This is a genomic window from Rhodococcus sp. MSC1_016 (assembly GCF_023667485.2).
GTDB lineage: Bacteria > Actinomycetota > Actinomycetes > Mycobacteriales > Mycobacteriaceae > Rhodococcus_F > Rhodococcus_F oxybenzonivorans.
Window position 1 is genome coordinate 1,371,241 of record NZ_JAMOZI020000001.1, and the last position, 14,229, is coordinate 1,385,469.

15 protein-coding genes are annotated in these 14,229 nt (G+C 65.4%); 11 read left to right on the plus strand and 4 right to left on the minus strand.

All coding sequences use genetic code 11. The features are described from left to right. Nucleotides 1-50: 50 nt before the first annotated feature. Genes L1080_RS06305 through cofD form a run of 3 tightly spaced genes read right to left on the minus strand, consistent with a single transcriptional unit; the run spans nt 51 to nt 2,933 of the window. A complete protein-coding gene (locus L1080_RS06305) occupies nt 51-599 on the minus strand; it encodes an NUDIX hydrolase (RefSeq protein ID WP_250764924.1) in 549 nt (182 codons plus the stop codon). Between the two features lie 10 nt (nt 600-609). Further along, on the minus strand, nt 610-1,950 hold the full coding sequence (locus L1080_RS06310) for a coenzyme F420-0:L-glutamate ligase (RefSeq protein WP_250764909.1): 1,341 nt from the start codon (nt 1,948-1,950) through the stop codon (nt 610-612). After that, nucleotides 1,947-2,933, minus strand: a complete 987-nt coding sequence (gene cofD / locus L1080_RS06315; RefSeq protein WP_250764906.1) for a 2-phospho-L-lactate transferase — start codon at nt 2,931-2,933, stop codon at nt 1,947-1,949. The genes L1080_RS06310 and cofD overlap by 4 nt, the downstream gene beginning before the upstream one ends. Before the next feature lie 466 nt (nt 2,934-3,399). Between cofD and L1080_RS06320 the strand changes: the two genes are divergently transcribed. After that, on the plus strand, nt 3,400-3,660 hold the full coding sequence (locus L1080_RS06320; protein WP_201453656.1) for a WhiB family transcriptional regulator: 261 nt from the start codon (nt 3,400-3,402) through the stop codon (nt 3,658-3,660). On the opposite strand, the gene L1080_RS06325 is transcribed toward L1080_RS06320, so the two are convergent. Further along, nucleotides 3,661-4,152, minus strand: coding sequence for a metallopeptidase family protein (locus L1080_RS06325; protein WP_201453459.1), 492 nt, complete (start codon nt 4,150-4,152; stop codon nt 3,661-3,663). It abuts the gene before it with no gap. Between the two features lie 80 nt (nt 4,153-4,232). Between L1080_RS06325 and L1080_RS06330 the strand changes: the two genes are divergently transcribed. The 10 genes from L1080_RS06330 to ahcY all read left to right on the plus strand — a co-directional run bounded on the left by L1080_RS06330 (nt 4,233) and on the right by ahcY (nt 14,202). Then, nucleotides 4,233-4,628, plus strand: coding sequence for a DUF3499 domain-containing protein (locus L1080_RS06330; protein ID WP_109331273.1), 396 nt, complete (start codon nt 4,233-4,235; stop codon nt 4,626-4,628). A gap of 115 nt (nt 4,629-4,743) precedes the next feature. Next, entirely contained in the window at nt 4,744-6,111 is a 1,368-nt protein-coding gene (locus L1080_RS06335; RefSeq protein WP_250764891.1) for a phosphomannomutase/phosphoglucomutase, read from the plus strand. Between the two features lie 85 nt (nt 6,112-6,196). Next, nucleotides 6,197-7,270, plus strand: coding sequence for a tobH protein (locus L1080_RS06340; protein WP_250764888.1), 1,074 nt, complete (start codon nt 6,197-6,199; stop codon nt 7,268-7,270). Beyond that, the gene (gene manA, locus L1080_RS06345) at nt 7,270-8,502 is read left to right on the plus strand and encodes a mannose-6-phosphate isomerase, class I (RefSeq protein ID WP_159925867.1); all 1,233 of its coding nucleotides are present in this window, start codon (nt 7,270-7,272) and stop codon (nt 8,500-8,502) included. Before L1080_RS06340 ends, manA begins: the two co-directional genes overlap by 1 nt. Before the next feature lie 136 nt (nt 8,503-8,638). Continuing rightward, entirely contained in the window at nt 8,639-10,147 is a 1,509-nt protein-coding gene (locus L1080_RS06350) for an amino acid permease (RefSeq protein WP_109331269.1), read from the plus strand. A 198-nt stretch (nt 10,148-10,345) separates the two neighbouring features. Then, nucleotides 10,346-11,569 (plus strand): alkane 1-monooxygenase, encoded by a 1,224-nt coding sequence (locus L1080_RS06355; protein ID WP_250764884.1) that lies wholly within the window; start codon nt 10,346-10,348, stop codon nt 11,567-11,569. Beyond that, nucleotides 11,566-11,751, plus strand: coding sequence for a rubredoxin (locus L1080_RS06360; RefSeq protein WP_159925871.1), 186 nt, complete (start codon nt 11,566-11,568; stop codon nt 11,749-11,751). Before L1080_RS06355 ends, L1080_RS06360 begins: the two co-directional genes overlap by 4 nt. Further along, nucleotides 11,748-11,930, plus strand: a complete 183-nt coding sequence (locus L1080_RS06365; protein ID WP_250764881.1) for a rubredoxin — start codon at nt 11,748-11,750, stop codon at nt 11,928-11,930. Before L1080_RS06360 ends, L1080_RS06365 begins: the two co-directional genes overlap by 4 nt. Nucleotides 11,931-12,006: 76 nt before the next feature. After that, complete coding sequence (locus L1080_RS06370; protein ID WP_109335204.1) at nt 12,007-12,633, plus strand: TetR/AcrR family transcriptional regulator; 627 nt, start codon at nt 12,007-12,009, stop codon at nt 12,631-12,633. An 84-nt stretch (nt 12,634-12,717) separates the two neighbouring features. Next, a complete protein-coding gene (gene ahcY, locus L1080_RS06375) occupies nt 12,718-14,202 on the plus strand; it encodes an adenosylhomocysteinase (protein ID WP_250764877.1) in 1,485 nt (494 codons plus the stop codon). Nucleotides 14,203-14,229: the final 27 nt, after the last annotated feature.

A 14,229-nucleotide genomic window follows, 5' to 3' on the forward strand; every position in this document is an offset into this window, starting at 1 on the left:
AAGGCGTAGGCACACAGGACTACTGCGCCACCTGGCGCAGGTAGTCCTGCTCAGCGCAGCCCGGCGAGATGGACCAGGTGGTCGATCGTCGACTTCTCCGCGGCGGGCGGCAGCGCGTCCACCGGCCACCAGCGCAGGTCTGTGGATTCGGAACTGCGCACGATGTGTGCGTCGGGCCGGGCTCGTACGAGGAAGCGCAGATCGAGATGGCGGGTCGGCTGTCCCAGTGAACAGGTGATGGGATGTGTGTGCGCCGAAAGCAATTCGGGGTCGATCCGTAGATCTGGAATACCCGACTCTTCGCAGGCCTCGCGCAGGGCCGCGTCGACGACGGTCTCGTCGGTGGCCTCGCAGTGCCCGCCCAGCTGGATCCACCGGCCGACACGGGGATGCAAGGTGAGGAGCACGTGGCAGCCGCCTTCGTCCAGAACCAGCGACGACGCCGTGATGTGACCCGGGGCGTGCTCGCGGAGACAGCCGAGAGGTGCGGAACCGAGGAACGCAAGCATGGTGTGGCGTAACGATTCGTCGCTCTCGCTACCTGTTTTCCAGGCCTCGAGTACCTCGGTCGCAGACCGGTGCAGAGATTCGGCGCTCATGTCGCGGCGATTACCGTTCGAGAAGGGCGTCGGCGGGGTCGGGAACATCTCGCGGCGCGAGCGGCTCCAGGGGATGGCCGATCGCGACGGCACCGAGAGGCTGCCAGTCGGCGGGCAATTCGAGGACGCTGCGCACGACGTCGGCGGCGAAAATTGTCGAGCCGATCCAGCAACTGCCGATCCCCTTGACGGCCAAGGAGACGAGCAATCCCTGCACAGCCGCGCCGACGGCCACGGTGAACATCGTGGATTCGGCCGTTTGCCTGCGTGCGTCGGGATAGCTGTGGGCGCCGTCGGGAACACAGAAGGGGATGACGACCTCGGGGGCGTCGAAGAGAATGTTCCCCCGCGCCACCCGGGCTTCGACGGCCGCCGCGTCCATGCCGTCGGAGATGAGGTCGGCCCGCCACTGATCCCGCATGCGGGACAGCAGTTCGTCCCGGATCGCGCGGGTCCGGATCCAGACGAACCGGACCGGGCGAGTGTGGTGCGGCGCAGGAGCGGTGAGCGCTTCGGAGATCGAGGCGCGAACGGCGTCGGCGTCGACAGGCTCGTCGGAGAACTGCCGGATCGAGCGCCGCAGCAGAAGGGCCTCGGATCGGCCCTGAGCCAGCGATTCGGCGGTGCCGAGCCAGAACAAGTCTTCAGGTCCGCGCCGGATCAGATCCGCCCCGCGGGACCCGTCGTCGCCGACGTCGAGGCCCCGCACGACAGCGACGGGCACGCCGCCGAGCTTTCCCTTCACGAGATCGCCTGCCGCGGCGATCTCGTCGGCGATCGCCACTTCGGTGACGATCAGCTCGTTGCCCTGGCCGTCGCGGGCCCCGGCATACGCGTGCAGGACGGGAAGACCGGCCGCACCGATCGCGGCATCGATCTGACCATTACGCCACGCCCGTCCCATCGTGTCGGTGACGACGACAGCGACGGTGACACCGAGGGCGGCCTTGATCGCGTCCCGGAGACCACGAGCGCTGCGGTCCGGATCCTCGGGCAGCAGAGCGAGTTCGGACCCCTCGACGTTCGAACCGTCGATCCCCGAGGCCGCTTGGACGATCCCGAGGCGATTCTCGGTGATCAGTGTGCGTCCCTTCCTGGCGACGATGCGGACGGCTTCCTGCTCGACGAGGCGCCGCCGGGCGGCGTCTCGTTCGTCGGGATCGGTGGGGGAGGCGACGATGCGGCCCTCCACTTTGGAGAACACCTTGCTGGTCACCACCAGCACGTCACCGTCGCGAAGCCACGATGCCGCCGCAACCACGGCGGCGGCGAGATCGTCGCCGGGGCGGAACTCGGGCAGACCGAGGACCGGCAGGATTTCGAGCGGGCCGCCCGGCGCGTGATCGTTCACAGCGGCACCCCTGCCACGTCCAGGGCGGCCCGGACCATTGCCGCGGTCGCGTCGGGGTCGGTCATGATCAACGGCACACTCCGGACCTCGACCCCGGGAACGTCGGCGGTGTCGGTGTCGTGGACCAGCCAGCCGTCGAGGATTCCGGTCCCGCTGCGCGCCCCGTAGTAGCGCCCGATCGCCTCCGCCGACGTCTCGACCCCGATGACGTCCAGGCATTCGTCCGCCATGCCGCGCAACGGCTTTCCGCCGATGATCGGGGAGACGCCGACCACCTTCGCGGCCGTCGTGCGCAAGGCCCCGCGGATGCCCGGGACGGCGAGGATCGCCCCGATGCTGACCACCGGATTCGACGGGGCGAGCAGGACGATGTCCGCGGACTCGATCGCCTCCACCACTCCGGGGGCGGGCTTCGCCTGCTCGGCTCCGATGTGCGCGAAACTGTGTGTCGGGACCTGGGCGCGGTGCCGGACCCACCATTCCTGGAAGTGGATTGCGCGCTGCTCACCGTCTTCCGGATCCGTGATGACGACATGCGTCTCACTGCGGTCGTCGGTGACCGGCAACAGGGCGACACCCGGCTGCCAGCGATTGCACAGGGCCTCGGTCACAGCCGACAACGGGTACCCTGTGCGCAGCATCTGGCTGCGAATCAGGTGTGTGGCGATGTCGCGGTCGCCCAGACCGAACCAATCGGGTTTGGCACCGTACGCCGCAAGTTCCTCCTTGGCGTTCCAGGTCTCTCCCGCATGACCCCATCCACGCTCGGTGTCGATGCCGCCGCCGAGGGTGTACATGCAGGTGTCCAGGTCGGGGCAGATGCGCAGGCCGTGCATCCACACGTCGTCACCGACATTGACGACAGCGGTGATCCGAGGGGTGGGAGAGTCGCCCTCCTGCGCCCCGTCGGTGCCGAGGAGTCTGCGTACGCCTTGCAGGAATCGAGCCCCACCGACTCCGCCAACCAATACAGTCACGTTCACGAAGCAAAGCCTAGGCGGTGCTCCGGCGGAGGCGGTCGGCCGCTTCCCTCCGCGAATTCGAGCGCGAAATAGTAATGGACATTTTCGGCTTAGCTTGACCGCGACACGCTGGGCGTGTCTAATCACAAATATGTCATTCCGACGTTGTAGGCGTGGAATCGCTTGCAGCGGGGATCAATTCGAACGGTTGTTCGAACGGATGGCAGGGGTGTTCGGTTCGGGGTACGTGAACGATCGAAATTTTCTGCGCTATCACAGGTGAGGAGGCGGAGCGATGCCCAATGAGCAGGTCGAGTCGGAGACTCGCTGGAGCACAGTAAGCGACGAACCGCAGACCAATTCCGAAGCAGGCGCAGCAGACGGCGTCTGTGTTCAAGAAGTCTGTGTGCAAGAAGACAAGGTAAGTGAGAATCCGGTGCGACAACTCGTCGCGCAGGAGATCGAGACGGCGGGCACTCGCCCGGCGTTGAGCGTGGTGACGGGTTTCGACCATCTTTTCGAGACCATCGAGGATCAGTGGCAGGAACGCGCGCTGTGCGCGCAGACCGATCCTGAGGCCTTCTTCCCGGAAAAGGGCGGCTCCACGCGGGAAGCGAAGCGAATCTGCTTGGGCTGTGAAGTCAAGGACGAGTGCCTGGACTACGCGTTGGCCAACGACGAGCGGTTCGGCATCTGGGGTGGCCTGTCGGAGCGCGAGCGCCGTCGGCTCAAGCGGGGGATCGTCTAGTCAGTCCTCCTCGCCCGGCAGATCGGGGTCGATGATTTCTGGTTCGACGCCGAGGTAGGTGCTCACCTGCTGTACGAGCACGTCGTGCACCAGGTCGGTCAGATCGTCCGGGTCTTTAGCACGCTGTTCGAGCGGACGGCGGAACAGGACCACCCGCGCGCGGGTAGCGGTGCCGTGCCGGTCGATGCCCGCGGGTATCAGCCGCGACAGCGGCACCGGTCCGTCCGCCACGACCTCCGGCGGCCAGTTCACCGAATCCGGATCGAGCGCATGAATTTTCGGGACCTCGTCAACGGCGATGTCCAGCTTTGTGAGGCGCTCACGCCACTGTGCGTCGATCGGCGCAAACGCTTCGAGCACCACGAGATCGAATTTTTCCGCGCGACTGCGCCGTGCGGGCGCGTCGGGCGGGAACACCGACCCGCGAATTCCGCGTCCCCGACGGTCGACTGATCGGGTGGTCACCGGACGCCTGCGTCGTGCTCTGGACATGGACTGGACATTACGACAGCCGCACACTCTCGGTGTGTCCGAGTAGGTGCCGGGCCTCCGTGGGGCTAGGCTCCCTAGCTGTGAGATCTCTGCGTCGATGCTGCCGCCCCGGGTGCAAGAACCCCGCTGTCGCGACGCTCACGTACGTCTATTCGGATTCCACCGCTGTCGTGGGTCCTCTGGCCACCGTCGACGAGCCTCATTCCTGGGATCTGTGCGACACCCACGCTTCGCGGATCACCGCACCGAAGGGGTGGGAACTGGTCCGGTACGAGGGCGGATTCTCCTCGAGCACGCCGGACGAGGATGATCTGACCGCATTGGCGGAGGCCGTGCGCGAGGCCGGGTTGGGCGAGCGCGGGCGTTCCGAACGAGCCGCCTCCGCCGAAGAACGTGCCGACACCGGCATGCACACCCCACCGGTCCGAACCGGTCGCCGTGGTCACCTGCGGGTTCTTCCCGACCCGGCCAACTGACTTCCTGTTCGTCCGTCCTTGGCGTGAGCGCCGTCTCGCGGTTGCCGGGACGTGCCCGCGCCGGGCAGGCATTAGGCTGGCGCCAGCACTGGTGCTCGTAAAGGAGAAAACAGAAGTGGCGCGATCAGCCGAGTCCGTACATGCCGTGATCAAGGCTTACGACGTGCGTGGTGTGGTCGGTGAACTCATCGATGCCGCGTTCGTCCAGGATGTCGGCGGCGCCTTCGCGCGACTCGTGCGCGACGACGGGGCGAAAAAGGTGGTCGTCGGCCACGATATGCGGGCATCCTCCCCGGACCTCGTGAAGGCCTTCGCCCACGGTGTCACCGCGCAGGGTGTCGACGTGGTTCTCATCGGCCTGGCGTCGACCGACCAGTTGTATTTCGCGTCGGGGCTGTTCGACTGCCCGGGTGCGATGTTCACTGCGAGCCACAATCCCGCCGAGTACAACGGGATCAAACTCTGCCGTGCCGGAGCCAAGCCGGTCGGTCAGGAGACCGGCCTGGCGACGATCGCCGCCGAGGTGATCGAGGGAGTTCCCGAGTTCGACGGAGCGCCCGGCGCGGTGACGGACGAGGACGTACTCGAGCGGTACGCGAGCTTCGTCCGCGGCCTCGTCAATCTCGCCGACATGCGACATTTGAAGGTCGCGGTCGACGCGGGGAACGGGATGGGTGGGCACACTGTGCCTGCCGTGCTCGAGCCCATGGCGGTGACCGTGGAACCGCTGTTCTTCGAACTCGACGGCACGTTCCCCAACCACGAGGCGAATCCGCTCGACCCTGCCAATCTGGTCGATCTGCAGGAGCATGTGCGGAAGACGGGTGCCGACATCGGTCTGGCATTCGACGGTGACGCCGACCGCTGCTTCGTCGTGGACGAGCTGGGAAATCCCGTTTCGCCGTCGGCGGTGACGGCCCTCGTCGCCGAGCGGGAGCTGGCGAAGGAGCCCGGCGCCACCATCATCCACAACCTCATCACGTCGCGGGCGGTCCCGGAACTGGTCACCGAGCTGGGCGGGTCGCCGGTGCGCACAAGGGTCGGCCATTCCTTCATCAAGCAACAGATGGCGGAAACCGGTGCGGTCTTCGGTGGTGAGCACTCCGCGCACTATTACTTCCGCTCGTTCTGGGGCGCCGACTCGGGGATGCTGGCGGGACTGCACGTGCTCGCTGCGCTGGGGGAGCAGGAGCGTCCGTTGTCCGAGCTGATGGCCAAGTACGAGCGGTACACGGCCTCCGGGGAAATCAACTCCACCGTCGCCGACGCTGCGGAGCGCACCGCTGCAGTCGTGTCTGCGTTCGCCGATCGCAGCACGGGTGTCGACCGGCTCGATGGCGTGACCGTCGATCTGGCCGGCCGTGCCTGGTTCAATCTGCGGGCGTCCAATACCGAACCGCTGCTACGGCTCAACGTGGAAGCGCCCACGGCGGAAGACGTAGACGCACTCGTTACCGAGATACTGGGCATCGTCCGATCCTGACTGCCATAGTTGGAATAACAGGTTTTGCACGCACACAAGTTTCGATGAGGCTTGTTCCGAGAAAAGAGAAAGGGGGTGCGGTGTCATGACAGCGCCGACGCCCCTGTTGGATCTCGACGACGGTGACGCACTGGTTGCCGCGGACACCGTGGGAGTCCTTCGGTCCGCGGCGATGGGCGGCGCCCAGATCCGGGCCACCAGAGCCGCCGTCGAGGAGGGGGTTCTCGAACGCCTGCACGGTCTTCGGCCGCGCAGTGTGGTGGTGGTGACCGGCTCGGGACGGGCTAGCCGTGGCGCGGCGATCCTCACGGCGGTCCTCGCCGAACGGATCGGGTTCCCCCTCGTCCGTGCCGCCAGTACGCCGGTATGGGTCGGACCCCTCGACGTGGTCGTGGTGGCCGGCGACGACGCCGGTGATCCTCGACTCGTGCAGGCCATCGATGCGGCGGTGCGCCGGGGCGCCGAGGTAGTGGTGGCTGCACCCGATGAGGGGCCTCTGCAGGCGGCCGCGGCGGGGCGCGTGCTGATGTTCGCGCCCAGGGTTCGGGCTCTGACCCGTCATGGTCTGCTGCGATACTTCGCGGTCCTCCTCGCGGTCCTGCGCGTGGTGGGATCGGAGCGGTGGGGCGACGAGGTGCCCGATCTCGAGCAGCTCGCCGACGCCGTCGACAGCGAAGCCCTCCGCGATCGACCGACGAACGAGGTCTTCCACAATCCGGCGAAGTCTCTCGCCTCCCGGATGCAGGGACGACGAGTCGTACTCACCGGCGACACGGAAAGCGCGATGGAACTGGCGCGTCACGGCGCCGAGGCGCTACTGCACGCGGGCCGGGTGGCAACCGCGTCCGAACTGTCGGACGTCCTGAGTGCGGCAAACACATTCCGTGCGCCGGCGGCCGTTCCCGATTCGATCTTCCACGATCCGGAACTCGACGGCCCGCCCTCCGCCAGTCCCGTCCGCACCTTTGTCTTCTCGGCCGAGGCCGAGCTGATGCTGACCGAACGCAAGACCGCGGTGCTGGGGGACGCCGACATCGTCGTCGCAGCTTCCGACGAGGGCCCGTCGCCGTCGCAGCGGTCGGAACTCGAGCAGGCCGCGGTCCTCGTAGGGCGGCTCGACATGACTGCCGCATACCTGCAGCTGATCGGCGGTATCTAGTGCACCGACTCGAAGGTGCGCTCCGATCCTATGCATGGGGATCGCGCACCGCTATCGCTGAGCTGCGCGGACTGCCCGTTCCGACGGCACATCCGGAGGCGGAACTGTGGCTCGGTGCTCATCCGGCGGATCCCGCACGCGTCGTCACCGACGAAGGGGAGCGGTCGCTCCTGGACCTGGTGCGCACCGAGCCGGAGCGCCAACTCGGTCGCCGCAGCGTCGAGACCTTCGGCGAACGCCTTCCGTTCCTCCTCAAACTGCTTGCCGCCGAGGAGCCGCTGTCGCTCCAGGCGCACCCGAGTGCGGAACAGGCCCGCGAAGGTTTCGCGCGCGAGAACGAGCTGGGCATCCCGCTCGGATCCTCGATTCGCAACTACAAGGACGACAGCCACAAACCGGAGCTCGTGGTCGCGCTGAGCCGGTTCGACGCTCTGGCCGGTTTCCGGGATCCGAAGCGGACGGTGGAGCTGCTCGACGCGATCGCGGTGCCCGAACTCCAGCCCTACGCCGGGCTCATTGCGGGGCAACCCGACTCGGATGGGTTGCGTGCCCTGTTCACCACCTGGATCACTCTGCCCCAGCCCGTCCTCAGTGCGCTGATGCCGCGTGTGCTCGACGGGTGCGTCGAGTATCTGTCAGGAGCCAAGGACGGTGACTTCGTTGCCGAGGTCCGAACCGCACTCGAGTTGAGTGAGGTGTATCCCGGTGATGCGGGCGTCCTCGCCGCTCTCCTGCTGAACAGGGTCACCCTCGAGCCTGGGCAGGCGCTCTACCTCGACGCGGGAAACCTCCACGCGTACCTGCACGGGATGGCCGTGGAGATCATGGCGAACTCCGACAACGTTCTCCGCGGTGGACTCACTCCCAAGCACGTCGACGTTCCCGAACTCCTCCGGGTGCTCGACTTCGATTCCGTCGACATCCCTGTCCTCGAGGCCGAGGAGTTGCCCGGCAGCGCCGAGGCCATGTACGTCTCGCCCGCTCCCGAATTCTGTTTGACGAGGATCGATCTGTCGTCGAACGGTGCTGTCGAACATCGCTTCCGGACGGAAGGTCCGCAGATTCTGCTCTGCACCGCGGGTTCGGTTCAGGTGGCGTGCGGTAGCGAGCGCCTCGATGTGGAACAGGGCAGTGCAGTCTGGATCGCCGCGGAGGACCCCGACGTGTCGGTGACCGCGACATCGGACCGAGTCCAGCTGTTCAATGCGAGAGTCGGCGCACCCATCGCGTAGCCTGTGAGCCGCCTTTGCGGACCGAGGTCCGGGTGCGACGAGCGGTTTCGGCGGCCGTCGCATCTACCTCGAACCCGACCTGTTCAGGGCCGCCGAAGCATAGGCTGAACCGCAACTTTCGAATGAGGAGGCTGATGTGGCCATCCAGGACAAAGGCAGTGGACCGGAGGTGAGCGGTCGCGCCAATGGACTGTTCCGGACCAAGTCGATCGAGCAGTCGATCCGCGACACGGACGAGCCCGAGACCAAGCTCCGGAAAGACCTCACGGCGTGGGACCTCACGGTGTTCGGTGTCGCCGTCGTCATCGGTGCCGGCATCTTCACCCTTACCGCCCGGACCGCCGGGAACGTCGCGGGACCTGCAGTGTCGGCGGCGTTCGTGATCGCCGCAATCGCGTGTGGTCTCGCGGCACTGTGCTATGCCGAGTTCGCGTCGACCGTTCCGGTGGCAGGCAGTGCATACACCTTCTCGTACGCGACGTTCGGTGAGTTCGTCGCCTGGATCATCGGCTGGGACCTCATCCTGGAGTTCGCCCTCGCCGCCTCGGTCGTCGCCAAGGGGTGGTCCCTCTATCTCGGCGAGGTGATCGGCAATCACACGCCGATCGCCCAGTTCGGGTCGTGGAAATTCGACTGGGGCGCGGTGCTGATCGTCGCGGTCATCACCGTTCTGCTCGTCACCGGTACAAAGCTGTCGTCACGCGTGTCGCTCGTCATCACGACGATCAAGGTGGCGGTCGTGCTCGTGGTGGTAGTGGTGGGCGCGTTCTATATCGAGAGTGACAACTATTCGCCGTACATCCCGCCGTCCGAGCCCGCCGAGACCGGTGAGGGTATTCACCAGTCGCTGTTCTCCTATGTGACGGGCGCCGGTGGCAGCACGTTCGGTTGGTACGGGCTCCTCGCCGCGGCCAGTCTCGTGTTCTTCGCATTCATCGGTTTCGACATCGTTGCCACTACCGCCGAGGAGACCAAGGATCCGCAGAAGGCTCTGCCCCGCGGCATCCTGGGCTCACTCGCGATCGTCACCGTTCTCTACGTCGCAGTCACCCTGGTTCTCACCGGGATGGTCGACTACAAGGAGTTGGCCGGCGACACGTCCAATCTGGCTACCGCCTTCGACATTCACGGCATCACGTGGGCGAAGAATCTCATCTCGTTCGGTGCACTGGCCGGTCTGACGACGGTAGTAATGGTGCTCATGCTGGGCCAGACCCGGGTGCTGTTCGCCATGTCGCGTGACGGCCTGATGCCGAGGCGTCTCGCGCCGACCGGCAAGCACGGCACGCCGGTCCGCATCACCGTGCTCGTCGGTGTCGTGGTAGCTGTTCTCGCCGGCTTCTTTCCGATAGGCACCCTCGAAGAGATGGTGAACATCGGCACGTTGTTCGCTTTCGTCCTGGTCTCGGTCGGCGTCATCGTGCTACGCCGGACCCGGCCCGATCTGCCCCGTGGGTTCCGCGTCCCGCTGGTGCCGCTGGTGCCGATTCTCGCGGTACTGGCCTGCCTGTGGTTGATGTTCAACCTCTCCGTCGAAACATGGATCCGGTTCGTCGTGTGGATGTTGCTCGGCGTGATCATCTACTTCGCGTACGGCCGCAGACATTCCATGATGGGCAGGCGCAGTCGCGGCGAGGTGATCTGACCCGCAACCCGCCTCGGGTATCCGGTCCGCCGGGAAAGCACCACGGTGCTTTCCCGGCGGATTTGTCTTGCCCGCGACCTTCTTGATCGATCAAGTTTACAAAATGGTAGATTTGTATAGATCAAGGACGTAAAGCCAGATATTGTCTACCTCATTGGTGACCTGCCTCACGTATGAGGTGAAAGCGAAGGAGCGGACATGGCAACACGTCCACAAGCGGAACCGGCGATACCGACCGAACAGTGGCGGGACAAGAAGCGCTATTTATGGCTACTGGGACTGATACCGCCCACTGCGGTGTTTCTCGCGATCGGACTCGTGTGGGCCTCGGGTCGACTCGGTCTCGACGCGGTGGCGCTCGTGTGGTGGTGGATCGGTCCACTGCTGGTCTACGTCCTGCTGCCGATTCTGGACGTGTTCTTCGGTCCGGACGGCGAGAACCCGCCCGACGAGGTGATGGACCGGCTCGAGAACGACAGGTACTACCGGTACTGCACCTACGCCTACATTCCCTTCCAGATTCTCAGTCTCGTGACGGCCTGCTACCTATGGTCCGCGTCCGATCTCGGGTGGCTGGGTATCGAGGGTGGCCTCGGGGTGCTCTCGAAGATCGGCCTCGCGATCAGCATCGGCTGTGTGGCAGGAATCGGGATCAATACCGCACACGAGCTTGGCCACAAGAAGGACGAGCTCGAACGGTGGCTGTCGAAGGTGACCTTGGCGCAATCGTTCTACGGCCATTTCTACATCGAGCACAACCGCGGTCACCACGTGCGGGTAGCCACGCCCGAGGATCCCGCGAGTTCCCGTATGGGCGAGACCTTGTGGGCGTTCCTGCCGCGCAGCGTGTGGGGGAGCCTGACGTCGTCCTGGCGACTCGAGAAGGCCCGGCTGGACCGCCTGGGTAAGGGGCCGTGGACGATTCACAACGACGTCCTCAACGCCTGGGCGATGTCGGTGGTGCTGTTCGGCGCTCTGCTGGCAACGTTCGGCCTCGGCATCGCACCGTATCTGGTGATCCAGGCCGTCTTCGGCTTCTGTCTGCTCGAGACGGTCAACTATCTCGAGCACTATGGGCTGCGCAGGCAGAAGACAGCCAGTGGTCGCTACGAACGTTGCACTCCCGAGCACAGTTGGAACAGCGACCACATCTGCACCAACATCTTCCTGTACCACCTGCAGCGACACAGCGATCACCACGCCAACCCGACCCGGCGTTACCAGACGCTGCGGAGCATGGACGGCGCCCCCAATCTGCCCAGCGGTTACGCGAGCATGATTACGCTCGCCTACTTCCCGCCGCTGTGGCGCAAGGTGATGGATCCCCGGGTCCTCGCTCACTACGACGGGGACGTCACCCGCGTCAACATCCACCCCGCGAAGCGCGCCGAGGTTCTCGCGAAGTACGGGGCCCGGGCATGAGCGCGTACCGCTGTCCGGTCTGTGAGTACGTCTACGACGAGGCGACCGGCGCACCCCGGGAAGGATTCCCGGCTGGCACGCAGTGGGATTCGATCCCCGAGGACTGGTGCTGCCCCGACTGCGGGGTGCGGGAGAAGCTCGACTTCGAGAAGGCGGCGACCACAACAGGAGGCACGACATGACCGAGTACAAGCTCTACCAGTGTGTGCAATGCGGGTTCGAATACGACGAGGCGCTGGGGTGGCCGGAAGACGGCATCGAACCCGGAACTCGTTGGGACGACATACCGGAAAACTGGAGTTGCCCGGATTGCGGCGCTGCGAAAGCGGACTTCTTCATGGTCGAGATCGAGCGGAGCTGACTTCCGGATGACAGTGCCCGGCGTGGCCACGTACCGGACGCACCGGCGTGCGATGCCGGGCACTAATGTCGTGAGCATGACTTCGTCGCGTGTCAGAGTGACCTACCAGGAGGCCACGCGGCTGCTGCTGCGTCAGTCGGTGCTCGACGCCATGCGCGATCTGTTGTTCGAGAAGGACTGGTCCGACATCACGATGTCGGACGTCGCGGCCGGTGCCGGGGTAAGCAGGCAGACCCTGTACAACGAATTCAAGTCCCGTCAGGGGCTTGCGGAGGCATACGCCCTTCGGTTGGCGGACGAATTGGTCGATGCGGTCGACGAGGCGCTGGTCGCCCACGTCGGGCAGGGGCGAGCCGCACTGCTGTCGGGCTTCACCGCGTTCTTCGCCGCGAGTCTCTCCGATCCGCTGGTGCAGTCGCTGCTACGCGGTGAGACCAAACCGGACCTGCTGCGGTTGATCACGACCGAGAGTGCACCCATCATCGAGCGTGCATCGACCCGGCTGGCAGAAGTTTTCCACCGTAGCTGGGTGCGAGCGAGTGTGGTGGACGCGGGAATTCTGAGTCGCGCCATCGTGCGGCTGGCTATGAGTTACATCTCGATGCCCCCCGAGTCGGAGGCCAACGTTGCCGAGGATCTCGGTGCTCTTCTCGGACCTTTCGTGGACAGGGCAGTCGACGGGGCCGATCGGTTGGAAGGCTGAGTCCGCGGACGGTCGTCTGAGTGTCACCCTTCGGCGGCCGTACCGATAGCCTTGATCGAAACAGCAGCCAACCAGGAGAGGCAGATGACGACCTCAGTTTCAACCACGCCCGTGGCCGAGAGCCGTAACGGGATCGATTTCAAGGTGGCGGACCTTTCGCTCGCGGAGTTCGGCCGCAAGGAGATCCGGCTCGCCGAGCACGAGATGCCGGGACTGATGGCGCTTCGCCGCGAGTACGCGGAGGTGCTCCCACTGAAGGGCGCACGCATCTCCGGATCGCTGCACATGACGATTCAGACCGCAGTTCTCATCGAGACGCTCACCGCGCTGGGCGCCGATGTCCGCTGGGCATCGTGCAACATCTTCTCCACCCAGGATCACGCCGCTGCCGCCATCGTGGTCGGTCCGCACGGGACGCCGGAGGAGCCGAAGGGAACCCCGGTCTTCGCGTGGAAGGGCGAAACACTCGAGGAGTACTGGTGGGCCGCCGAGCAGATGCTCACCTGGCCGGACGCCGACAAGCCGGCGAACATGATCCTCGACGACGGCGGCGACGCCACGATGCTCGTCCTCAAGGGTGCGCAGTTCGAGAAGGCCGGCGTCGTGCCCCCCACCGACGACGACCAGGATTCCGACGAGTACAAGGTCTTCCTCAACCTGCTGCGCCGCTCCCTCGAGGCCGACAAGGGCAAGTGGTCGAAGATCGCCGAATCCGTGCAGGGTGTCACCGAGGAGACCACTACCGGAGTTCTGCGCCTGTACCAAGTCGCGGCTGCCGGTGAGCTCACCTTCCCGGCGATCAACGTCAACGACTCGGTCACCAAGAGCAAGTTCGACAACAAGTACGGCACCCGCCACTCGCTGCTCGACGGCATCAACCGCGGTACCGACGTCCTGATCGGTGGCAAGGCCGCGCTGGTCTGTGGCTACGGCGATGTCGGCAAGGGCTGCGCCGAGGCGCTCCGCGGACAGGGTGCGCGCGTCGCAGTGACCGAGGTCGACCCGATCAACGCGCTGCAGGCGCTCATGGACGGCTTCGAGGTGAAGACGGTCGAGCAGGCTATCGGCTGGGCGGACATCGTGATCACGTCCACCGGCAACAAGGACATCATCACCTTCGAGCACATGAAGCAGATGAAGCACCAGGCCATCCTGGGCAACATCGGTCACTTCGACAACGAGATCGACATGGCCGGTCTCGAGCGATCCGGCGAGGTGACCCGTATCAACATCAAGCCCCAGGTGGACGAGTTCCGCTTCGGGGACGGTCACTCCATCATCGTGCTGTCCGAAGGACGACTCCTGAACCTCGGCAACGCCACCGGCCACCCGTCGTTCGTGATGAGCAACAGCTTCTCCAACCAGGTCATCGCTCAGATCGAGCTGTGGACCAAGCCGGACGAGTACGACAACGAGGTGTACCGGCTGCCCAAGCACCTGGACGAGAAGGTCGCGAAGATCCACGTCGAGGCACTCGGTGGCACGCTCACCAAGCTCACCAAGGAGCAGGCGGAGTACATCGGCGTCGACGTCGAGGGACCGTACAAGCCCGAGCACTACCGCTACTAGAGATGATGGCGTCCCCCGGTCCGCTGC

What these genes read in the sequence shown, in the direction of transcription:
- L1080_RS06325 (WP_201453459.1), bottom strand. Translation starts at nt 4,152, where the DNA reads ATGTCCAGAGCACGACGCAGGCGTCCGGTGACCACCCGATCAGTCGAC.
- ahcY (WP_250764877.1), top strand. Translation starts at nt 12,718, where the DNA reads ATGACGACCTCAGTTTCAACCACGCCCGTGGCCGAGAGCCGTAACGGG.
- L1080_RS06305 (WP_250764924.1), bottom strand. Translation starts at nt 599, where the DNA reads ATGAGCGCCGAATCTCTGCACCGGTCTGCGACCGAGGTACTCGAGGCC.
- L1080_RS06340 (WP_250764888.1), top strand. Translation starts at nt 6,197, where the DNA reads ATGACAGCGCCGACGCCCCTGTTGGATCTCGACGACGGTGACGCACTG.
- L1080_RS06365 (WP_250764881.1), top strand. Translation starts at nt 11,748, where the DNA reads ATGACCGAGTACAAGCTCTACCAGTGTGTGCAATGCGGGTTCGAATAC.
- L1080_RS06360 (WP_159925871.1), top strand. Translation starts at nt 11,566, where the DNA reads ATGAGCGCGTACCGCTGTCCGGTCTGTGAGTACGTCTACGACGAGGCG.
- L1080_RS06355 (WP_250764884.1), top strand. Translation starts at nt 10,346, where the DNA reads ATGGCAACACGTCCACAAGCGGAACCGGCGATACCGACCGAACAGTGG.
- L1080_RS06370 (WP_109335204.1), top strand. Translation starts at nt 12,007, where the DNA reads ATGACTTCGTCGCGTGTCAGAGTGACCTACCAGGAGGCCACGCGGCTG.